Here is a 20,354-nt window from a genome sequence, read left to right as displayed (position 1 = left end):
GGCCGGGCGGGCGGTAGCGGCGTGGACGGCGGCGGGCCGTGGGAGTCCGTGGCGCCGTGGGGGCGAGCTGAGGCTACCGACATCGGCTGGACAAGTATTCATCCCATGATTCTATGATGTCCCTTATGGCAGACGAAGACCTCGCGACCCTCGGCTCGGCCGCCGAGCCCCTGACCCCCACCGCCCCGCCCGCCGACCCCGGTGCGGCGCGGTCCGCCGCCGCACCCGAGCGGGTCCCGGACCAAGGGCCCGCCGCCCGCTGGCTGTCGGGGATCGTGATCGCCGGTCTCGTCCTCGCCGCGCTCAACCTCCGGCCGGCGATCACCAGCCTCGGCGCGCTCCTGAAGGAGGTCCGCGACGGGCTCGGCATGAGCGGTACCGTCGCCGGCCTGCTGACCTCCGTGCCGGCCCTGTGCTTCGCCGTCTTCGGCTTCGCCGCGCCCCGGCTGGCCCGGCGCTGGGGGCCCGGCGCGATCGTCTGCGCCGGGATGGTCGCGATCGCGGTGGGCGTCGTGGTGCGCCCGTACGCCGGTGGTACGCCCGGCTTCCTGGCCGGCAGCGCGCTGGCGTTGGCCGGTATCGCGGTCAGCAACGTGCTGCTGCCGGTGGTCATCAAGACCTGGTTCCCCGACCGGGTCGGGTCGATGACCGGGCTCTACTCGATGGCGCTGGCCCTGGGGACCTCGCTGGCGGCGGCGCTCACCGTCCCCATGACGGCTGCGCTGGGCGGCAGTTGGCGCACCGGGCTGGCCGTGTGGGCGCTGCTCGCCGTGCTCGCGGTGCTGCCGTGGCTGGTGGTGCTGCTGCGGCGGCCGGCCGCGACGGCACCGGCACCGGCCGGCGGTACGTCCGGCTCCGGGGAAACCCCCATACGGATCACCTCGTCGCCGACCGCCTGGGCGCTGGCCGTCTTCTTCGGCCTCCAGGGGACCGCCGCCTACATCACCATGGGGTGGATGCCGCAGATCTTCCGCGACGCCGGGGTCTCGGCGGGCACCGCGGGGGTGCTGCTGGCCACCACCATGGCCGTCGGCGTGCCGCTCTCCTTCGTCCTGCCGCGGCTGGCGGCCCGGATGCGGCACCAGGGGCCGCTGGTGGTGGTCCTGGGCAGCTGCGGGCTGGCCGGCTACACCGGTCTGTGGTTGGCGCCGGCCGCCGGGTCCTGGGTCTGGGCGCTGCTGATGGGCGTCTCCAACTGCGCCTTCCCGCTTGCCCTGACGATGATCGGGATGCGCGCCACCAGCCCGGCCGGGGTGGTCAAGCTCTCCGCGTTCGCGCAGAGCGTCGGCTATCTGATCTCCATCCCCGGGCCGCTGCTGGTCGGCACGCTCTACCAGCGCAGCGGTGGCTGGGGGCTGCCGATCGCGCTGATGGTCGGGCTGATGGTGCCGCAGATCGCGGTGGGCGTGCTGGCGGGGCGGAACCGCCGCATCGAGGACGAGCGGTGACGGCGGCGGCCGCGGGCTGAGCGACCGCCCGCCGCCTGGGACGCGGTTCCGCGGACGGCGTTGCGCGCCGCTCGTACCCGGTCGCGGGCCCTGGCCGGAGCGGCGCGGCGGGCGGGTGCGACACTGGGCGCATGCCAGTGCTCGAACCGAATCCGCAGGGCAGCCAGAAGAAGCTGCTGCTCGTCCTGGGCCTGATGCTCGGGGTGACCGTCGTCGTCGCGATCATCGCGAGCATCGCCGCGCCATGATCCGGCCGCGGGCGGGCGGGCGCTCGGCCCGGCCGCCGTGGTCCGGTCGCCGTGGCCCGGGGTGGGGTTGTCCCCCGATCCCCTAGGGGGCCGGTCTCAGGGATCAATGGGTGGCTTCCCGGATAGGAACGGCCGCCGGAGATCCGTAGCGTCAGCGTCACACCGCGGAACCGCGGTGGGCACGCCGCCGTTCGCGGTCGCGCCGTTCCCGCGCCACCTCCTGGAGCCCGCCATGTCCGCCGCGTTCAGCCGCCCGTCCGCAGTGCAGGCACCGCGCCTGCGGAAGGCCCTGCCGTGGTGGGGATTGGCGCTGCCGGTGGTCTCCTTCATAGTCCTGCTGTTGCTGGTGGCGAGTCCCGGCGCGGCGAGTGCGGCCGGTGCGGCGCGGGCCCCGGAGAGCCTGGCGCCGCTGCTGGAGTTCCTCGCCGGGGTGCTCCGGCTCGGGGGGTGAACGGGGCCCGTGCGGGGGTGCCTCCAGGCGGTGGCCGGGGGCGGGTCACCCGGCCGAGCGGAGCGCTTCAACACCCCGCGCCGGGCGGCGGGTTTCATGCGAAGCTGGGACGCATGAGCGTCGATACACCCCGCCGGATTGTCCTGCTCCGACACGCCAAGGCCGAATGGTCGGACGAGAGCGACCATGAGCGTCCGCTCACCGATCGCGGCCGCAGGGATGCCCCGGTCGCCGGCCGCTGGCTGGCCGGTGCCGGGATCGCCCCCGACCTGACCCTCTGCTCGACCGCCGTCCGTACCCGCGAGACCTGGAAGCTGGTCGTCTCCGAGCTCCCGCATCGACCCAAGACCGTCTACGAGGAGCGGCTGTACGAGGCTTCCCTCGGCGAGCTCATCGCGATCTTGAACGAGACCTCCGACGAAGTGAGCGACGTGATGGTCGTCGGGCACAACCCCGGGGTGCACGCCCTCGCCGACGCCCTGGCGGGAGAGGCCGAGGGGGACCTGCTGGCGCGGATGAACCGCAGCGGCTTCCCGACGTCGGCGATGGCCGTGCTGACCTTCAACGGCAGCTGGAAGTCGGTCGAGCACGGCGTCGGCCGGCTCGTCGCCTTCTGGTCTCCGCACGCCTGAGGCCGCTGCGGCGCCCCGCGGGACGGCGCCCGGTCCGGTCCGGCCGGGCACCGGCCGCCGCGGCGCCCGTCCCGGACGGTGAGCGGCCCGCGGCGGCGGGTGACCGACGAAGAGGCCCCGGTGCGCGGTGTGCGCACCGGGGCCTTCCGGCTGTCCGGACCGGGACCGGAGGCGATGGCCCCTCGGGCCGCCGCGGCCCCGCGGGGCCGCGGGCGGGCGGCCCCGCGGCTCACTCCACGTGGGTGTCGGCCGCCTCGACCTCTTCGCGGGTGACCCCCAGCAGATAGAGCACGGTGTCCAGGAAGGGCACGTTGACCGCGGTGTGCGCGGCCTCGCGGACCACCGGCTTGGCGTTGAAGGCGACGCCCAGCCCGGCCGCGTTGAGCATGTCCAGGTCATTGGCGCCGTCGCCGATCGCGACGGTCTGCACCAGCGGCACCCCGGCCTCGTGGGCGAACCGTCGCAGCAGCCGGGCCTTGCCGGCCCGGTCCACGATGTCGCCGGTGACCCGCCCGGTGAGCTTGCCGTCGACGATCTCCAGGGTGTTGGCGGAGGCGAAGTCCAGCCCCAGCTCCTCCTGGAGCGCGTCGGTGACCTGGGTGAAACCGCCCGAGACCACGCCGACTTGGTACCCGAGCAGCTTGAGGGTCCGGACCAGGGTGCGGGCCCCCGGCGTGAGCCGCACCTCCTTGCGGACCAGGTCCACCACGGATGCGTCCAGCCCGCGGAGCAGCTCGACCCGGGCGTGCAGCGACTGCTCGAAGTCCAGCTCACCGCGCATCGCGGCGGCGGTCACCTCGGCGACCTCGGCCTCGCAGCCGGCGTGCGCCGCGAACAGCTCGATGACCTCGTCCTGGATGAGCGTGGAGTCGACGTCCATCACCACCAGCCGCTGCGCCCGGCGCTGCAGCCCGGCCGCGACCACCGCGACGTCCACCCCGAGCTTCGCGGCCTCCGGGGCCAGCACGGTGCGCAGCGCCTCGGTCTCGGCGCCGGAGACCGCGAACTCGACGGCCGTGACGGGATACTTGGCGAGCCGGAAGATACGGTCGATGTTGCCCCCCGTGGCCGTTATGGCCGCGGCGATCGCGGCCGTCGACTCCGCGGTGAGCGGGTGCCCCAGCACGGTGACGTGGGACCGGCCGACACCGCGGGGACGGTTGTCGCCGCGGCCGGAGATGATCTCGGCCTGGAGGTTCAGCGACTCGGCCCAGCTGTGCACGGTGGCCCGGAGGTCGCCTTCGGAGGACCCGGTGGTGCCCTGACCGGGGGAGGGGGCGGTGACCAGCACGCACAGGGTGATGCGGCCTCGGGTCACCACCTGCTCGATGTCCACGACATCGACGGCGTAGGCGGCGAGGGTGTCGAACAGGCCCGCGGTGATGCCGGGCCGGTCCTTTCCGAAGATCTTGACGAGGAGTGTCGGTTCGTCTTCGCCTGGTGCGGCGGCGGCAGGCGGGATCTGCGATGCGCTCATGGTGCCTTTACGGTAACCGGCGGGCGGCGGCGACCGTACGGGTGTCCGGGGTTCGGACCCCGCCGCCCCGGGGTCCGGGCCGCCACCGGGCCGGTCGTACGCCCGGGTCCCGGGGTCGGGCGTGATCGTTATGGACTCGTATCCGCGTCCGCCCGGTTGCACCGGTCCGGGGGACCCGGCTGGCACTCCAACTCCCCTTTTGGTATGGCGTTTTCGATCTCAGGGGTGGCGATCGGCGCCGCCTCGGTGTACCGAATGGCCTGAATTTCTGGCATTTCCGGCAGAACGGGCCCTTCCGGCTCTCCGGGAGGGTTCGCCGGATGCCGGCAGGAGCGTCCCGTACCCCGGTCCCGTCCCGGTTTCCGGTCCGTGGGCCGAGCCTGAAATAGTTCCTCACGATGTTTCGCCATCCCTAGACTTCCCACACAGGGCGTCACTCGGGGGACTATGTAAATGGGGCATGGAGTGCCTGAACTCGTACTGGAACTGAACGGAAGGACCTGGACGCTCGATCCGTCCAGGTCCTACAGCGTGGGGCGTGATCCGCAGGGCGACATGGCGCTCGACGACGCCAGGGTTTCCTGGCGGCACGCCACCCTCCGGTGGTCCGGCCGCAGCTGGCTCATCGAAGACCACGGCAGCACCAACGGCACCTACGTCCAGGGCCAGCGCATCCAGCAGCTGGAGATCGGCCCTGGTACCGCCGTCCATCTGGGCAACGCCACCGACGGCCCCCGGCTGAGCCTGTCCGCCGCCGCGGCGCCCGCCGACGCCTTCAGCGCGCAGCCCGCCGCGGCCGCGCCGCACCAGGGTTGGCAGGCGCCGCCCGCGCAGCAGCAGCCGCCGGCCCAGCAGGACTGGCAGGCCCCGCCGCAGGGCCAGCAGCCGTACGTCCCGCCCCAGCAGGCCCAACAGCCGCAGCAGCGCGCGCCCCAGCAGGCCGTCCCGCCGCAGCAGTCCGCGCAGCCCCAGCAGCAGCACCCGGCCCCGCAGGCCCAGGGCGGCGACCGCAGCCCGACCACCTTCCACCGCCTGGACATGGACCGGGTGATGCGGATCGGTCGTGCGCTCGACAACGAGCTGGTCGTCTCCGACCTCCAGGTCTCCCGCCACCACGCGGAGTTCCGCGCGACCCCCGACGGCCGCTTCGAGATCTGCGACCTGGGCAGCCACAACGGCACCTACGTCAACGGCCAGCCGGTCCCCAAGTCCGGGAGCGCGCCGGTCGGTCCGAACGACATCGTCGGCGTCGGTCACTCCACCTTCCGGCTGGTCGGCGACCGCCTGGAGGAGTTCGTCGACACCGGCGAGGTCTCCTTCTCGGCCCGCCACCTCACCGTCACCGTCGACGGTGGCAAGCAGATCCTCAAGGACGTCTCGTTCGGCGTCCCCGAGAAGTCGCTGATCGCCGTCATCGGCCCCTCCGGTTCCGGCAAGTCGACGCTGCTCAAGGCGCTGACCGGCTACCGCCCCGCCAACCAGGGCGACGTCCTCTACGACAACCGGAACCTCTACAAGCACTTCGCCGAGCTGCGTCAGCGCATCGGCCTGGTCCCGCAGGACGACATCCTCCACAAGGAGTTGACCGTCCTCAAGGCGCTCCGCTACGCCGCCAAGCTCCGCTTCCCCGGCGACACCGCGGAGTCCGAGCGCGAGGCCCGGATCAACGAGGTGCTGCGCGAGCTCAAGCTCGACGTCCACAAGGACAAGAGGGTCACCTCGCTCTCCGGCGGCCAGCGCAAGCGCGTCTCGGTCGCCCTGGAGCTGCTGACCAAGCCGTCGCTGATCTTCCTGGACGAGCCGACCTCGGGCCTCGACCCGGGCATGGACCGCGACGTCATGCAGTTGCTGCGCGGCCTCGCCGACGACGGCCGCACGGTCCTGGTCGTCACCCACTCGGTGGCCGAACTCGCCCTGTGCGACCGGCTGTTGGTGATGGCCCCGGGCGGTTCGGTGGCCTACTTCGGCCCGCCCGAGGAGGCGCTGAACTTCTTCCAGTACGAGACCTGGGCCGATGTCTTCTCCGCCTTCGAGAACTACCGCGACTACGACTGGGCGGGCCGCTGGCGCGGATCCCCGCACTACCAGATGTACGCCGCGGACCTCGACGCCGCCCCGCCGCAGTCGGTCAACGTCCAGGCCCCGCCGGCCCGCATACAGAAGTCCCAGAGCTGGGGCTCCCAACTGTGGACCCTGATGCGGCGCTACGTCTCGGTGCTCGCCTCCGACCGGGGCTTCCTCGCCCTGATGGTGATCCTGCCGGCCGTCCTCGGCGTGGTCTCGCTGCTGATCCCCAGCGACTACGGCCTCGGGTACGGCCCGGTCGCCAAGCACCAGACCAACCGCGACGCGAGCACCATCTCGCTGATCCTCGCGGTCGGCATGTGCTTCTCCGGCGCCGCCAACTCGGTCCGCGAACTGATCAAGGAGCGGGTCATCTACGAGCGCGAACGGGCCACCGGCCTGTCGCGGTCGGCGTACCTGATGTCCAAGATCATCGTGCTCGGCGTGGCCACCGCCCTCCAGGGCGTGATCATCGCGGCCATCGGCTTCTCCACCCGGCCGATGCCGTCCCAGGGCCTGCTCGTCGCCAAGGCCCCGGCCGTCGAGATGACGATCGCGATCATCGCCCTCGGCTTCACCTCGATGATGGTCGGCCTGATCATCTCGTCGCTGGTCAAGACCGCCGAGAAGACCATGCCGCTGCTGGTGATGTTCGCCATCGTCCAGGTCGTCTTCACCGGCGTCCTCTTCCAGCTCTTCAACACCGTCGGCGTCTCCCAGGTCTCCTGGCTGATGCCGTCCCGCTGGGCGGTCGCCGCACTCGGCGCCACCGAGGACATGAACACCCTGCTGCCGTGGGAGCCCGGCACCCCGGACCCGCTGTGGAAGCACCAGACCGGCGTCTACGTGATGGACGTGGTCATCCTGGTCACCCTGGGCGTGGCGCTCGCCTTCATCGTCGCGCGGCTGCTGCGCCGCCACGAGCCGGAGGTCATGCGCAAGTAGCGCGCGGCCACCGCTACGGCACGCCTGAGGGGCGGCACCCGGTTTCGGGTGCCGCCCCTCGGCGGTGTGTGCGGTGCCGCGTCCGCGGCGAACGTCCGGCTCAGTAGGCCGAGTTGACGTTGTCCATCGAGCCGTACTTGGCGGCCGCGTAGTTGCAGGCGGCGGTGATGTTGGCGACCGGGTCGTAGATGTTCCAGACGGTACCGGGGACGTGGTACTGGCGGAACGTCGGGTCGATGACCTGGAGCAGGCCCTTGGACGGGATGCCCGCCTGGGCGTTGGAGTCCCAGAGGTTGATCGCCATGGGGTTGCCGGACGACTCGCGCATCAGGTTGCGGTAGATGCCGTTGTAGCTGCCCGGGATCTTGTGCTCGGCCATGACGTGCAGCGACTCGCGGATCCAGCCGTCCAGGTTGTTCGGGTAGACCTTCGCCGGCTTCTGGACCGCGGCGGGGATGGCCTGGCGGACGGCGGCGCGGCTCACGGCCTGCTTGACCTGGCGCTCCTTCTCGACCTTCGCCTTGGTGGCGGCCGCGGCCTTCTGCTTGGCGGCCGCGGCCTCGGCCTTGCCCTGGGCGGCGGAGGCGTCGGCCTGCTGGGCGATGGTGGCCTGCTGGGCGCGGGCGGCGGTGTCGACGGCGCTGAAGGCGACCGGCTTGACGTTCAGGCTGGCGGAGGCGGCTTCGGCCTTGCCCTGGCTGGCGTCAGCACCCGGGACGGCGGTGAAGACCAGTGCGGCGGCACCCGCAGCGGCGATGCCGGCGGCGGTGAGCTTGTGGACACGGGTCAGGTTCAGACCGGAGACGGGGTACTTGGACATGGCGGCTCGACCTTCCAATGGGGGACGTCACACGGGCCATGAGCGGCGGCAGAACGCCGAGTTCTCATCACGGCGCCGAGCGACGGGAGCCATTCTTAGCGGCCGGAAATTCGCCGGGCAATGATGTGACGTACGACCCCGGTTAGTGGAACCGGGCTTGCCGGGATTGCGTCCAGGACGGAATATTCCCAGTTCAAGGCCGATTTGTTGATCCACTAACCAGGGTCGTAAGTGACCTGCGCCCTATGCGCGGGGTCACATCGGGCAGGGGTTTATCTCGCCGGTAGTAGTTGCAGTCGCACACGCTGTACGCATGCTGTGGGCGAGCTGTGCGCCGTCAGACCTCGACGAGCACCTGGTCAAGGGTCTTCCGTACCAGATCGGGCACCTGACAGTCCGCTGCGGGGTACCCGACGGGAATCACCGCGAACGCCTTCTCGTTGGCCGGCCGCCCCAGCACCTCCTGGAGGAACCGCATCGGACTGGGCGTGTGCACCAGCGCCGCCAGCCCCGACAGGTGCAGCGCGGACAGCAGCATTCCGACCGCGATCCCCACCGACTCGTCCACGTAGTAGTGCTTGCGCTTGGTGCCGTCCGGTCCCAGCCAGTGCCGCTGCTGGAAGACCACGATCAGGTACGGGGCGTCGGTCAGGTGCGGCTTGACCTCGTCCGTACCCAGCGGCCGCAGCGCCGCCAGCCACTCCTCGCCCAGTCGCCCCTCGTAGGAGCGCTGCTCCTCGGCCTCCGCCGCCGCCCTGATCCGGCGACGCACCTCGGGGTCCTTGACCAGGACGAACGTCCACGGCTGCTGGTGCGCCCCGGACGGTGCGGTGGCCGCGCAGGCGATCGCGTCCCGGACCGCCTGCTCGGGCACCGGGTCGGCGGCGAACTGCCGGACCGTCCGCCGCCGGTCCATCCGCTCCCGCAGCTCGGCGGCGCGGGCCAGCGACTCGGCCGCGGGTGTCCGCTCGGGCCGGTACGGCACCGGCCGGTACGGCTCTCCGTGGGTCGGCGTCCAGTGCTTCGTCGGGGTGGTCGGCGCGGAGCGCGCCTGAGATGAAGAGGACATGCCCCGAGTCTGGGGTCGCACCGACGCCATGAGACCCAGACCACCGCAGGTGTGCCGATACCGCCCGCCTCCCCGGCGAGAACGACGCGAAGCCGCCCGCCGAGCCCATCCACCCTGTCCCTATATAAGGGGACAAACCCGGACTCCTGCGTTCCCCGCCCGTCCCGCCCCCTCGGACACCTCGCCGGACCCCATATGGGATGCCCCTATATATAGGGGTCTCTACATGCATAAGCCGCACCTCTATACATAGAGAGCAAATAAGGAACATAACTACGCAAAGATGGAGGAGAGGGGTCGCGGTGGAGTGCCCGCGTACGGCCGGGTCGGGGCGTTCGGCCTAGGCCTGCTGGCCTAGGCACGGAGCGTCGGCGGACCGATACGGACCGCTCGGCGCGCCGGTACGGTGAACGCATGAGCAACGGACCGGGAGCTGGGATCCCCGCGGTGAGCACCGCGATCCTGGCCATGAGCAGGCATCTGGAGGTGCGCGACGTCCTCAAGACGATCGTCGCCTCGGCCCGCGAGCTGCTGGACGCCGAGTACGCCGCACTCGGTGTGCCGGACGATCACGGGGGCTTCGCCCAGTTCGTCGTGGACGGCGTCAGCGCCGAGCAGTGGAAGGCCATCGGCCCGCTGCCCCGCCAGCACGGCATCCTCGCCGCGATGCTGCACAACGCCACCCCCGAGCGGCTCGCCGACGTCCGCGAGGACCCCCGCTTCGGCGGCTGGCCCGCCACCCACCCGGACATGTCCGACTTCCTCGGCCTGCCGGTCGCCGACGGCGACGAGATCCTCGGCGCCCTCTTCCTGGCCAATAAGCGCTGCCCCAAGCCCACCGGCGGCTGCGGCTTCACCGAAGAGGACGAGCGGCTCCTCGGGATACTCGCCCAGCACGCCGCCATCGCCCTCACCAACGCCCGCCTCTACGAGCGCAGCCGCGAACTGACCATCGCCGGCGAGCGCGCCCGGCTCGCCCACGAGCTGCACGACGCCGTCTCCCAGAAGCTCTTCTCGCTCCGGCTCACCGCCCAGGCCGCGACCGCCCTGGTCGACCGCGACCCGGCCCGCGCCAAGGACGAGCTCCACCAGGTCGCCGCGCTGGCCGCGGAGGCCGCCGACGAGCTCCGCGCCGCCGTCGTCGAGCTCCGCCCCGCGGCCCTCGACGAGGACGGACTGGTGGCCACCCTGCGTTCCCAGGCCCAGGTCCTCGACCGGGCCCACTCCGCCCGCGTCACCTTCGCCGCCCAGGGCGTACGGGCCCTGCCCAGCGCCCAGGAGGAAGCGATGCTCCGGGTCGCCCAGGAGGCGCTGCACAACGCGCTGCGGCACTCCGGCGCCGAGCGCGTCGAGGTCAGCCTCACCCGGTACGGCCAGGGCGCCCTGCTGCGGATCGCCGACGACGGGCGGGGCTTCGACACCCGCGCGGTCCGCCGGGCCGGCCGGCACCTGGGACTGGTGTCGATGCGTGACCGCGCCGGCGGCGTCGGTGGCAAGCTCACCGTGGAATCGGAGCCCGGCACGGGCACCACTGTCGAGATGGAGGTGCCCGGTGGCTGACAGCACGCAAGGCGGTACGGAACGGGCCACGGGCGAGGGGCGCGCGATCCGCGTCCTGCTCGTCGACGACCACCAGGTCGTACGCCGCGGCCTACGGACGTTCCTGGAGGTCCAGGACGACATCGAGGTGGTGGGAGAGGCGTCGGACGGCGCCGAGGGCATCGCCGCCACCGAGCAACTGCGCCCGGACGTCGTCCTCATGGACATCAAGATGCCCGGCATGGACGGCATCGAGGCCCTCCGCCAGCTCCGTACGCTCGACAACCCGGCCAAGGTGCTGGTCGTCACCAGCTTCACCGAACAGCGCACCGTCGTCCCGGCCCTGCGCGCAGGTGCGGCCGGCTACGTCTACAAGGACATCGACCCGGAAGCCCTGGCCGGCGCCATCCGCTCGGTGCACGCCGGACACGTGCTGCTCCAGCCCGAGGTGGCCGGCGCGCTGCTCTCCCAGGAAGACGGCAACGGCGGCCAGGGGCGCGGGAGTTCCCTCACCGACCGGGAGCGCGAGGTGCTGAGCCTGATCGCGGACGGCCGGTCCAATCGCGAGATCGCCCGCGCGTTGGTGCTCTCGGAGAAGACTGTCAAGACCCACGTCTCCAACATCCTGATGAAACTCGACCTCGCCGACCGCACCCAGGCCGCGCTGTGGGCCGTGCGGCACGGCATCGGTGCCTGAATACCGGGGGAGACGAGCATCCTGACGGTCCCTCAAAGCTATGAACCGACCGTCGCCTCGCGGATCCTAGATTCATACTGTCGTGTATACGTAGCCCGTTTGGCGTATCCCAGCTCCGTGCCGGGCCGTTTCCCAGTGCAGTCGTGGCGGCTGGCCACGGCATCGGCAACGAGGAGCAAGAGAAGTGAAGAACATCAAGCGGGTTGCGGCCATCACGATGGCGGGCGCCGGTCTCGTCCTGGCGGGCGCCGGTGTCGCCTCGGCGCACGACGGCCCGCAGGCCCAGGGTGCCGCGGTGCAGTCCCCGGGTGTCGTCTCGGGCAACGTCACCCAGGCGCCGATCCACGTCCCCGTGAACGTCTGCGGCAACACCGTCTCCGTGATCGGCCTGCTCAACCCGGTCTTCGGCAACACCTGCGTCAACAAGTGAGCCCAGGAGCTTCCGCTCCGACCGGCTGACCCCTGCGCCGGGCCGTGCACCGGCCCGCGCGGGTCACTCCGGACCGGCCCCGCCCAGCCCTGGCCATGCGGCCGGTCCGTCCTCCACATACACCGTCATTCCGGCCCTGTGCCACCACGTGAGGAACACGCCACCATGAACAGCGTCAAAAAGGCCGCCCTTGTCCTTGCCACCACCGGTCTCGCCGTCGGTGCCGCCGCCGGTTCGGCGTTCGCCCACGACGGCGGGCACGCCGAGGGCAAGGCCGTGAACTCCCCGGGCGTCGTTTCGGGCAACCTCGTCCAGGCCCCGGTGCACATCCCCGCGAACATCTCCGGGAACAGCACCAACGTCGTGGGCGTGCTCAACTCCGCCTTCGGCAACCCGGCCGTCAACAACTGACGCCGCCGGCCCGGGGTGCAACTCCCCGGGCCGCCCGGGGCAGTTCAGCCCCAGCTCTCCTGACAGGTCCCGTCGGCCGCGCCATGGCCGGCGGGACCTGCTGCCGTTCACCCCCGGCGCCGCTCCTGCTCCTCCACCGCGGAGTTGTACGCCGCCACCTGCGCCCGCCGGGCGGTGCGCTCCACCGGCCGCAGTGCCTCGGCGCGGGCCGCGATCTCCGACGAGCTGACCGCGGCGCCGTGCTCCCGGCCGTCCCCGCCCGCGCCCTGGGCGATGCCGATCAGGGTGCCGACCCGCTGGGCCAGCTCCAGCACCCGTACGGCCCGCGGTGGGTAGCCCGGCGCCAGCACCTGCCGGCCGGCTTCCGCCCGGGCCCGGTACGCCGCCAGCGCCGCGTCCGCCACCGGGCCGGATCCGGCCACGTCCAGCCGCGAGAGCACCTCCGTCGCCTCCCGCAGCGCCTCCGCCAGCTCCCGCTCGGCCTCGCCCAGCGACGGTACGTCGGCCGGCGGCGCCTCCCGCGCCGGCAGGCAGTGCCAGACCACCTCGACGTGCACATCGGGGCCGGCGGCGCCCTCGGGACCCGCCTCGAACACCTCCGGGACCAGCCCGAGCCCGGCGCCCTGGGCGAGCACCGCCTCGCCGGCCTCCAGCGCCCGCGCATTGAACTCCGGCGGGCCGCTCAACCCCAGCGGGTGCCCCGGCACCGGCAGCGCCACCCGCAGGCCGAGCGCGCCGAGCGTCCGCAGCCGCCCCAGGGCGAGTGTCAGGCCGACCGGGGCGTCCTCCCCGGGCAGGCCCGAGACGCGGTGCACCGCGTCGTCGTCCGCGATGCGGTGCGCGGCATCATCAGGTGAGACAAGTCCGGCCAAAAGGGCATTTCCCCATGCTGCCAGCCGTCCGGAACGAGGTTCATCGAGCATGGTCCCCAGCCTAGGGAACGGCACTGACAACGAGTGGCGTAGGTTTGCAGGGGGGCTGCGCCTACAGGCGCACACGACGACCGAGAAGCAATGGGAGACAGTGCGCTCATGAGCGATGTGCTGGAGCTGGTGGACGTATCCGTGGTCCGCGAAGGACGGGCTCTGGTGGACCAGGTCTCGTGGTCGGTGAAGGAGGGGGAACGCTGGGTGATCCTCGGCCCCAACGGCGCCGGCAAGACCACTCTGCTGAACGTCGCCTCCAGCTACCTCTTCCCGAGCGCCGGCACCGCCCGGATCCTCGGCGAGCAGCTGGGCCGCGTCGACGTCTTCGACCTGCGCCCGCGCATCGGCATCGCCGGCATCGCGCTCGCCGACAAGCTGCCGCGCAGCCAGAGCGTGCTGCAGACCGTCCTCACCGCCGCCTACGGCATGACCGCCAGCTGGCGGGAGGACTACGACGACATCGACGAGCAGCGCGCCCGGGCCTTCCTCGACCGCCTCGGCATGAACGCCTACCTCGACCGGAAGTTCGGCACCCTCTCCGAGGGCGAGCGCAAGCGCACCCTGATCGCCCGCGCGATGATGACCGACCCCGAGCTGCTCCTCCTCGACGAGCCCGCCGCCGGCCTCGACCTCGGTGGCCGCGAGGACCTGGTGCGCCGCCTCGGCCGGCTCGCCCGTGACCCCTACGCCCCCTCGATGATCATGGTCACCCACCACGTCGAGGAGATCCCGCCGGGCTTCACCCACGTCCTGATGATCCGTCAGGGCAAGGTTCTGGCCGCCGGCCCGCTCGAACTGGAACTGACCTCCAGCAACCTCTCGCACTGCTTCGGCCTCCCGCTCATCGTCGACCACAACGGCAGCGACCGCTGGACCGCCCAGGGCCTGCCCCTCAAGTAATGGCCCGTCACTGACCGATCGCGCCCTGTCCCCAAGCCACCCGGCGGATCTACCATGAGGCCGTGGATCCATGGGTGTGGTGGCTGATCGCCGCCGTAGGGCTGGGTATTCCGCTCGTCATGACCGCGATGCCCGAATTCGGGATGTTCGCGGTCGGCGCCGTCGCCGGTGCCGTCACCGCAGCGCTCGGTGGCGGCACCGTTCCGCAATTCCTGGTGTTCGTAGCGGTGTCGGTCGCGCTGATCGCCGTCGTCCGGCCGATCGCCAACCGCCACCGCGGCCAGGGCCCACGGCTCGCCTCCGGCATCGACGCCCTGAAGGGCAAGACCGCCACCGTCCTGGAGCGGGTCGACGCCGGGGCCGGCGGCCGCATCAAACTCGCCGGGGAAGTCTGGTCCGCCCGCGCCCTCGACGGCGATCGGGTCTACGAACCGGGCCAGCAGGTCGACGTCGTGGAGATCGAGGGCGCCACCGCCCTCGTCATCTGACCGAACCCGGTGCGCTACGCCCCGCACCTCTGAAAGACTGATCAACAACAAGCCGGCCGCGGCCGGATGGACCAGCAACGAAGGGCACGGGAGCCGCTGTGGAACCGATCATCATCGTCCTGATCATCCTGGTGGTGCTCGTGTTCATCGCACTCATCAAAACGATCCAGGTCATCCCCCAGGCCAGCGCCGCCATCGTCGAGCGCTTCGGCCGCTACACCCGCACCCTCAACGCCGGCCTGAACATCGTCGTCCCGTTCATCGATACCATCCGCAACCGCATCGACCTCCGCGAGCAGGTCGTGCCGTTCCCGCCGCAGCCGGTGATCACGCAGGACAACCTCGTCGTGAACATCGACACCGTCATCTACTACCAGGTGACCGACGCCCGGGCCGCCACCTACGAAGTCGCCAGCTACATCCAGGCGATCGAGCAGCTCACCGTCACCACCCTCCGCAACATCATCGGCGGCATGGACCTCGAACGCACCCTGACCTCCCGCGAGGAGATCAACGCGGCCCTGCGCGGCGTCCTCGACGAGGCCACCGGCAAGTGGGGCATCCGCGTCAACCGCGTCGAGCTCAAGGCGATCGAGCCGCCGACCTCCATCCAGGACTCGATGGAGAAGCAGATGCGCGCCGACCGTGACAAGCGCGCCGCCATCCTCCAGGCCGAAGGTGTCCGGCAGTCCGAAATCCTCACCGCCGAGGGTCAGAAGCAGTCCGCGATCCTTCGCGCCGAAGGTGAGGCCAAGGCCGCGGCTCTGCGCGCCGAGGGTGAGGCCCAGGCGATCCGGGTGGTCTTCGAGTCCATCCACGCCGGTGACCCGGACCAGAAGCTGCTCTCGTACCAGTACCTCCAGATGCTCCCGAAGATCGCCGAGGGCGACGCGAACAAGCTCTGGATCGTCCCCAGCGAGATCGGCGACGCCCTCAAGGGCCTCGGCGGCGCCCTCGGCAACTTCAACCCCATGGGCGGCGGCAACATCCCCAAGCCCAGCAGCCCCGAGCGCCAGGCACCCCCCATCGACTGACGGCGCCAGAGTCTCGTGCATGATCAGGGTTGCCCCTCGACCTCCACGGCGGGGAGGCAACCCTGATCATGTAAGGAGAACGACGTGTCCCTCTGGGAAGCAGTCGCAGTCTTCGCCGCCGGCCTCGGCGCCGGCACCATCAACACCATCGTCGGTTCCGGCACCCTGATCACCTTCCCCGTCCTGCTCGCCGTCGGCCTCCCGCCGGTGACCGCCAACGTCTCCAACTCCCTTGGCCTGGTGCCCGGTTCGATCAGCGGCGCCATAGGGTACCGTCGCGAACTGCGCGACCAGTGGCGCCGCGTGCTGCGCTTCGGAGTCGGCGCCCTCATCGGCGGTCTGGCCGGCGCGATCCTGCTGCTGGCCCTGCCGTCCAGCGCTTTCAAGGCGGTCGTCCCCGGCCTGATCGCCGTCGCGCTGGTACTCGTCGTCGCGCAGCCCCGGCTGGCCGCCATGGTCCGCGCGCACCGCGACCGCAACGGCACCACCGCCCACCGCGACGGCGGAATCGCCCTGTTCACCGGCTTGCTGCTCGCCAGTGTCTACGGTGGCTACTTCGGCGCGGCCCAGGGCATCATCTACCTCTCCCTGATGGGCGTTCTGCTCAGCGACGACTTCCAGCGCCTCAACGCCCTCAAGAACGTCCTCGCCGCCCTCGTCAACGGCGTCGCGGCGATCTTCTTCCTCTTCGTCGCCCACTTCGACTGGACCGCGGTCATCCTGATCGCGGTCGGCTCCGCCCTCGGCGGCCAGATCGGGGCCAAGATCGGCCGCCGTCTGCCGCCTGCCGCCATGCGTGCCGTGATCGTCGCGGTCGGGCTGGTGGCCATCGCCCAACTCCTCTTGAAGTAGAGGTAGTTGGGCGAACGCCACCCGCCTTCTGCGGGGTTATGCCGGGAGTGCCCGCAGCCAGTCCGGCAGCTCGTCCCGCACGGACACCCCCAGGGCCGACACCAGCGCATCCGCCGGCGTCGGCTCGAAGGGCCGCCGGAGCAGCCGCATCCCCGCCTGCTCCGGCGTCCGGTCCGCCTTGCGGTGGTTGTCCTCCGCGCACGAAGCGACGGTGTTCAGCCAGGTGTCCCCACCGCCGTGCGACCGCGGCAGCACGTGGTCCACGGTCGTCGCCCGCCTCCCGCAGTACGCGCATCGGTGCTGGTCACGGGCGAGCACCCCGCGCCGCGACCACGGCGCCTGTCTTCGGAACGGCACCCGGACGTACCTGCTGAGCCTGATCACCCGTGGCACCGGTACGTCCATCGAAGCCGCCCGGATCCGCATCCCCGGGTGGGCGTGCTCGACGACCGCCTTGTCCTGCATCACCAGCACCACCGCACGCCGCAGCGACACCGTCGCCAGCGGCTCGAAGCTCGCATTCAGCACCAGCGTCTCGCGCATCCCGTCCACCTCCCGGACCCTGATCGCCGCCGTGGCGAAGTGGCTCCACTGTGCAGGGGCAGGTATTTCCCGGACAACGCAATTTCCGTATGCCACAAGGGAAATGGCGGGTGAGCGCAGCATGAAGAAGAGGTGTGCCACAGCCGAGGCGGAGCCGCCGTGAGGGGCACCCGAAGAGAGTGCGCTCCGGGTCCCGGCCCCCGTGCATACCCGGAACCCGGAGCGAACGGCAGCCGGCGCGGACGCCCCTGTGCGTGGGACTCCGGCGAACAAGGGGCGAACACACCTACGCCCCGACGCTCCCGCCACTGCGGTACCAGCTGCCCGCCGCCTCATGGAGGCGGCGGTACGCGTACCACTGTGGGTGGCGGAAGCGCCGGGGCGCAACGCATTTCTCCCGGGCCCGACGGCCCGGCCCGTCTCAGCCGGCGGGCACCTCGTACTCGCCGATCAGCTGGGCCCGCCCGATCGCGTGGAACCGCAGGTTGAAGCCCACCACCGCGGGCGAGACGTCCGCGTCCGGCCCCAGCTTCTCCTGGTCCACCGCGTAGACGGTGAACACGTAGCGGTGCGGCCCGTCGCCGGGCGGCGGCGCCGCGCCCCCGAAGTCCCGCGTCCCATAGTCGTTGCGGACGTGCACGGCCCCCTGGGGGAGACCCTTCATGTCACCGCTGCCCGCCCCGGCCGGCAGCTCCGTCATCGACGCCGGAACGTCGAACAGCACCCAGTGCCAGAACCCGCTACCGGTCGGCGCGTCCGGGTCGTAACAGGTGACGGCGTAGCTCTTGGTCCCCGCGGGGGCGCCCTCCCACCGCAGCTGCGGCGAACGGTTCCCCCCGGCGTGGACCTGCTCCGGCCGCAGCGTCCCGCCCGGCTCCACCTCTTCGCTCACCACGGTGAACTCCGCCACCGGCGGGTGGAAATCGTGCGGGAGCGGCCGCCGCTTCAGCTCGGACACCTCGGACCTCCTGGTCGCTTGCTGACACTCTGTCCGGCCAGGTTAGAGCCAGTTGCGCCGCCCGCCGACCTCGGCCAACCAGCGGTTGAGATATCCCGCCCAGTCGGTCCCCCCGAAGTCGTGCAGCCCCACCGTGAACGACCGGTAGGTGTCCGACCCCTCGCTGAACAGGCCCGGCTTCTTGTCCATCTCCAGCACCACGTCCATCTCCTGGTCGTCCGCCACGAAGGACAGCTCGACCTCACTCAGCCCGCGGTACTGCGGCGGCGCCGAGAACTCGATCTCCTGGAAGAACGGCAGCTGCTGCCGCGTCCCGTGGATCTGCCCCTGCTCCAGATCGGCGGTCTTGAACCGGAACCCGAGCCGCTCGAAGGCGTCCAGGATGGCCTGCTGCGCCGGCAGCGGATGCACCTGCACCGGGTCGAGATCACTGGAGTCCACCGCCCGCGCGATCGCCAGCTCCGTCGCCACCCCCACACCCATCCCGTGCAGCGGATGTCCCAGGAACGTGGTGATCGGCGTCTCCCACGGGATCTCCAGCCCGAACGGCACCGTGTGCACGGCCCCGGCCTGCACCTCGAACGCCCCGCCCAACCGCACCCGGTGGAACTCGACGTCCCGCCGCACCTCCTCGTCCCCGTGCTCGACCTCGACCCGCGCCTGCAACCCGACGGACAACCCCTGAATGGCCTGCGGCACCGACCCGCCCTGGATCCGAACCTCCCCCTGCACCACCCCACCGGGCACGACGTTCTCCTCGAAGAGCACCGTCTCCACGGACGCGCCCCCGGCCCCCAGACTCGCCAGCAGCTTCCTGAACCCCATGCTCGTCCTCCCCTGACACAACGCGTCCCGCATAGCCGGCCGATCGTGGGCCGATCCTTACGCACCGCCCTCCGATCAGCCCAATTCCGTTTCCACACCCGCCCAAACCGGCCCCGACACCCGCCCGCCCCCCTCCACTACGCTCGGAACCCATGACCGACGTACCGGACCGCACGCCCCTCCCGCGCGACTTCTTCAACCGCCCCGTCCTGGACGTCGCCCCGGACCTGCTCGGCCGCACCCTGGTACGCCACAGCCCCGACGGCCCGATCGAACTCCGCCTCACGGAGGTCGAGGCGTACGACGGCGAGAGCGACCCGGGCTCCCACGCCTACCGGGGCCGCACCCCCCGCAACGCCACGATGTACGGCCCGCCCGGTCACGCGTACGTCTACTTCATCTACGGCATGTGGTTCAGCATCAACCTGGTCTGCGGCCCCGAGGGCCAGGCCAGCGCGGTCCTGCTGCGCGCCGGCGAGATCCTCACCGGTACGGACCTGGCCACCGGCCGCCGCCCCAAGGCCCGCAACACCAACGAGCTCGCCAAGGGCCCGGCCCGCCTGGCCACCGCCCTCGACATCGACCGCTCCCTCGACGGCACCGACGTCTGCGCCCCCGCCGACTCCCCGATCACGATCCTCTCCGGCACCCCGGCCCCACGCGCCCGGGTACGTAACGGTCCCCGCACCGGAGTCGGCGGCGACGGCGCCGACCACCCCTGGCGCTACTGGATCGACGGCGACCCCACCGTCAGTCCCTACCGCCCCCACGCCCCCAGGCGGCGCACCACCACGGCTACTTGACTCTGTCCCGCCAAACGCCTAACGTGGCCCGAGCCGCTGGACACGGGCAGCGCTATCTGCGTAACCCGGAGGCGGCAGAAACCACTACTTTGAACCACTCCCTGGCGGGTCTTTTTCGGCGTTGCCGAAATTCGACCCGAGCGGCCCGATTATGAGCCGTCAGGAAAAGTCGCTAAAGTAGTGACCACGCCGAAAGGCAAACCCCTCCGACGGGAAATCGGAACCGAATTCGAACCGGTAGCGCCTCACTGAGAAGCGAACCGGAAGCGAAAAAGGATCTGATAAAGTCGGAAAGGCCGAAAAGCGAAAGCGAAGCGGCCGGACCCCGCTCCAGCAGGGGGCCAGAGACGGAAACGGATCTGGTAAGGTTGGAATCGCGAAGAAGCCGAAAGGCCGAATCGCACCGGCGAAAATCAGGGCCGAAAGGATCTGATAGAGTCGGAAACGCAAGACCGAAGGGAAGCGCCCGGAGAGCCTGGTGAAACAGGCACAAAGGAAGCGTCCGTTCCTTGAGAACTCAACAGCGTGCCAAAAGTCAACGCCAGATATGTTGATACCCCGTCTCCATCATGGAGATGAGGTTCCTTTGAAAGCCCTCCCAAGTTTTTGGGAGGCACACAGCGAGGACGCTGTGAACCGTGAGGATTATTCCTCCTCGTGGTTCCGCTCAACGCGAGTGTCACACCGGATTACCGGTACACATTCACGGAGAGTTTGATCCTGGCTCAGGACGAACGCTGGCGGCGTGCTTAACACATGCAAGTCGAACGATGAACCTCTTTCGGGAGGGGATT

Annotated in this window: 21 protein-coding genes and 1 rRNA gene; 15 read left to right on the top strand and 7 right to left on the bottom strand. The window is 70.8% G+C overall.

Annotated elements, in window-relative coordinates:
• Positions 1-125: 125 nt before the first annotated feature.
• From ACFVT2_RS06195 to ACFVT2_RS06180, 4 genes are all read left to right on the top strand, one after another.
• Complete coding sequence (locus ACFVT2_RS06195) at positions 126-1,448, top strand: CynX/NimT family MFS transporter (RefSeq protein WP_390012781.1); 1,323 nt, start codon at positions 126-128, stop codon at positions 1,446-1,448.
• A 131-nt stretch (positions 1,449-1,579) separates the two neighbouring features.
• Positions 1,580-1,696, top strand: coding sequence for an SGM_5486 family transporter-associated protein (locus ACFVT2_RS06190; protein ID WP_390012779.1), 117 nt, complete (start codon positions 1,580-1,582; stop codon positions 1,694-1,696).
• A 175-nt stretch (positions 1,697-1,871) separates the two neighbouring features.
• Complete coding sequence (locus tag ACFVT2_RS06185) at positions 1,872-2,147, top strand: hypothetical protein (protein ID WP_390012777.1); 276 nt, start codon at positions 1,872-1,874, stop codon at positions 2,145-2,147.
• A gap of 113 nt (positions 2,148-2,260) precedes the next feature.
• Positions 2,261-2,779 carry a SixA phosphatase family protein gene (locus ACFVT2_RS06180; protein WP_390012775.1) on the top strand — a complete coding sequence of 173 codons (519 nt, stop codon included), beginning with the start codon at positions 2,261-2,263 and terminating at the stop codon, positions 2,777-2,779.
• A gap of 229 nt (positions 2,780-3,008) precedes the next feature.
• On the opposite strand, the gene serB is transcribed toward ACFVT2_RS06180, so the two are convergent.
• The gene (serB, locus tag ACFVT2_RS06175; protein ID WP_390012773.1) at positions 3,009-4,256 is read right to left on the bottom strand and encodes a phosphoserine phosphatase SerB; all 1,248 of its coding nucleotides are present in this window, start codon (positions 4,254-4,256) and stop codon (positions 3,009-3,011) included.
• Between the two features lie 453 nt (positions 4,257-4,709).
• Between serB and ACFVT2_RS06170 the strand changes: the two genes are divergently transcribed.
• Entirely contained in the window at positions 4,710-7,265 is a 2,556-nt protein-coding gene (locus tag ACFVT2_RS06170) for an FHA domain-containing protein (RefSeq protein WP_390012771.1), read from the top strand.
• 100 nt (positions 7,266-7,365) lie between these two features.
• Here the strand turns inward: ACFVT2_RS06170 and ACFVT2_RS06165 are convergent, their stop codons facing one another.
• Together ACFVT2_RS06165 and ACFVT2_RS06160 are read right to left on the bottom strand one after the other, a co-directional pair.
• On the bottom strand, positions 7,366-8,085 hold the full coding sequence (locus ACFVT2_RS06165; protein WP_390012769.1) for a transglycosylase SLT domain-containing protein: 720 nt from the start codon (positions 8,083-8,085) through the stop codon (positions 7,366-7,368).
• A 337-nt stretch (positions 8,086-8,422) separates the two neighbouring features.
• Positions 8,423-9,070, bottom strand: a complete 648-nt coding sequence (locus tag ACFVT2_RS06160; RefSeq protein ID WP_390013205.1) for a nitroreductase family protein — start codon at positions 9,068-9,070, stop codon at positions 8,423-8,425.
• Between the two features lie 498 nt (positions 9,071-9,568).
• Here ACFVT2_RS06160 and ACFVT2_RS06155 point away from each other — a divergent pair, with 498 nt between their 5' ends.
• From ACFVT2_RS06155 to ACFVT2_RS06140, 4 genes are all read left to right on the top strand, one after another.
• Positions 9,569-10,714 (top strand): GAF domain-containing sensor histidine kinase, encoded by a 1,146-nt coding sequence (locus ACFVT2_RS06155; RefSeq protein ID WP_390012767.1) that lies wholly within the window; start codon positions 9,569-9,571, stop codon positions 10,712-10,714.
• Positions 10,707-11,390 (top strand): response regulator, encoded by a 684-nt coding sequence (locus ACFVT2_RS06150; RefSeq protein ID WP_390012765.1) that lies wholly within the window; start codon positions 10,707-10,709, stop codon positions 11,388-11,390. The genes ACFVT2_RS06155 and ACFVT2_RS06150 overlap by 8 nt, the downstream gene beginning before the upstream one ends.
• Positions 11,391-11,607: 217 nt before the next feature.
• Positions 11,608-11,820, top strand: coding sequence for a chaplin (locus ACFVT2_RS06145; RefSeq protein ID WP_390013203.1), 213 nt, complete (start codon positions 11,608-11,610; stop codon positions 11,818-11,820).
• Positions 11,821-11,985: 165 nt separating this feature from the next.
• On the top strand, positions 11,986-12,231 hold the full coding sequence (locus ACFVT2_RS06140) for a chaplin (RefSeq protein ID WP_390012763.1): 246 nt from the start codon (positions 11,986-11,988) through the stop codon (positions 12,229-12,231).
• A gap of 107 nt (positions 12,232-12,338) precedes the next feature.
• Here the strand turns inward: ACFVT2_RS06140 and ACFVT2_RS06135 are convergent, their stop codons facing one another.
• Positions 12,339-13,154 carry a hypothetical protein gene (locus ACFVT2_RS06135; protein WP_390012761.1) on the bottom strand — a complete coding sequence of 272 codons (816 nt, stop codon included), beginning with the start codon at positions 13,152-13,154 and terminating at the stop codon, positions 12,339-12,341.
• 90 nt (positions 13,155-13,244) lie between these two features.
• On the opposite strand from ACFVT2_RS06135, the gene ACFVT2_RS06130 reads away from it, so the two are divergent.
• The 4 genes from ACFVT2_RS06130 to ACFVT2_RS06115 all read left to right on the top strand — a co-directional run bounded on the left by ACFVT2_RS06130 (position 13,245) and on the right by ACFVT2_RS06115 (position 16,431).
• Positions 13,245-14,057, top strand: coding sequence for an ABC transporter ATP-binding protein (locus ACFVT2_RS06130; protein ID WP_390012759.1), 813 nt, complete (start codon positions 13,245-13,247; stop codon positions 14,055-14,057).
• Positions 14,058-14,131: 74 nt separating this feature from the next.
• Positions 14,132-14,545 (top strand): NfeD family protein, encoded by a 414-nt coding sequence (locus tag ACFVT2_RS06125; protein ID WP_390013201.1) that lies wholly within the window; start codon positions 14,132-14,134, stop codon positions 14,543-14,545.
• Between the two features lie 98 nt (positions 14,546-14,643).
• Positions 14,644-15,579, top strand: coding sequence for an SPFH domain-containing protein (locus ACFVT2_RS06120; protein ID WP_390012757.1), 936 nt, complete (start codon positions 14,644-14,646; stop codon positions 15,577-15,579).
• 84 nt (positions 15,580-15,663) lie between these two features.
• A complete protein-coding gene (locus ACFVT2_RS06115) occupies positions 15,664-16,431 on the top strand; it encodes a sulfite exporter TauE/SafE family protein (protein ID WP_390012755.1) in 768 nt (255 codons plus the stop codon).
• Positions 16,432-16,467: 36 nt separating this feature from the next.
• Here ACFVT2_RS06115 and ACFVT2_RS06110 read toward each other — a convergent pair whose 3' ends face one another.
• The 3 genes from ACFVT2_RS06110 to ACFVT2_RS06100 form a co-directional block, all read right to left on the bottom strand.
• Positions 16,468-16,974 (bottom strand): HNH endonuclease, encoded by a 507-nt coding sequence (locus ACFVT2_RS06110; RefSeq protein WP_390012753.1) that lies wholly within the window; start codon positions 16,972-16,974, stop codon positions 16,468-16,470.
• 421 nt (positions 16,975-17,395) lie between these two features.
• Positions 17,396-17,932, bottom strand: a complete 537-nt coding sequence (locus tag ACFVT2_RS06105; protein ID WP_390012751.1) for a YbhB/YbcL family Raf kinase inhibitor-like protein — start codon at positions 17,930-17,932, stop codon at positions 17,396-17,398.
• A 42-nt stretch (positions 17,933-17,974) separates the two neighbouring features.
• The gene (locus ACFVT2_RS06100) at positions 17,975-18,757 is read right to left on the bottom strand and encodes a sporulation protein (RefSeq protein ID WP_390012749.1); all 783 of its coding nucleotides are present in this window, start codon (positions 18,755-18,757) and stop codon (positions 17,975-17,977) included.
• A 152-nt stretch (positions 18,758-18,909) separates the two neighbouring features.
• On the opposite strand from ACFVT2_RS06100, the gene ACFVT2_RS06095 reads away from it, so the two are divergent.
• Together ACFVT2_RS06095 and ACFVT2_RS06090 are read left to right on the top strand one after the other, a co-directional pair.
• Positions 18,910-19,560 carry a DNA-3-methyladenine glycosylase gene (locus ACFVT2_RS06095; protein ID WP_390012747.1) on the top strand — a complete coding sequence of 217 codons (651 nt, stop codon included), beginning with the start codon at positions 18,910-18,912 and terminating at the stop codon, positions 19,558-19,560.
• A gap of 702 nt (positions 19,561-20,262) precedes the next feature.
• Positions 20,263-20,354 (top strand): 16S ribosomal RNA (locus ACFVT2_RS06090); the annotation flags it as partial.

The organism is Streptomyces sp. NPDC058000 (genome assembly GCF_042886435.1).
In the GTDB taxonomy this organism is placed as follows: Bacteria; Actinomycetota; Actinomycetes; order Streptomycetales; family Streptomycetaceae; genus Streptomyces.
The sequence above is the reverse complement of the archived record's forward strand: the minus strand, read 5'-3'. Positions and strand labels throughout refer to the sequence as shown.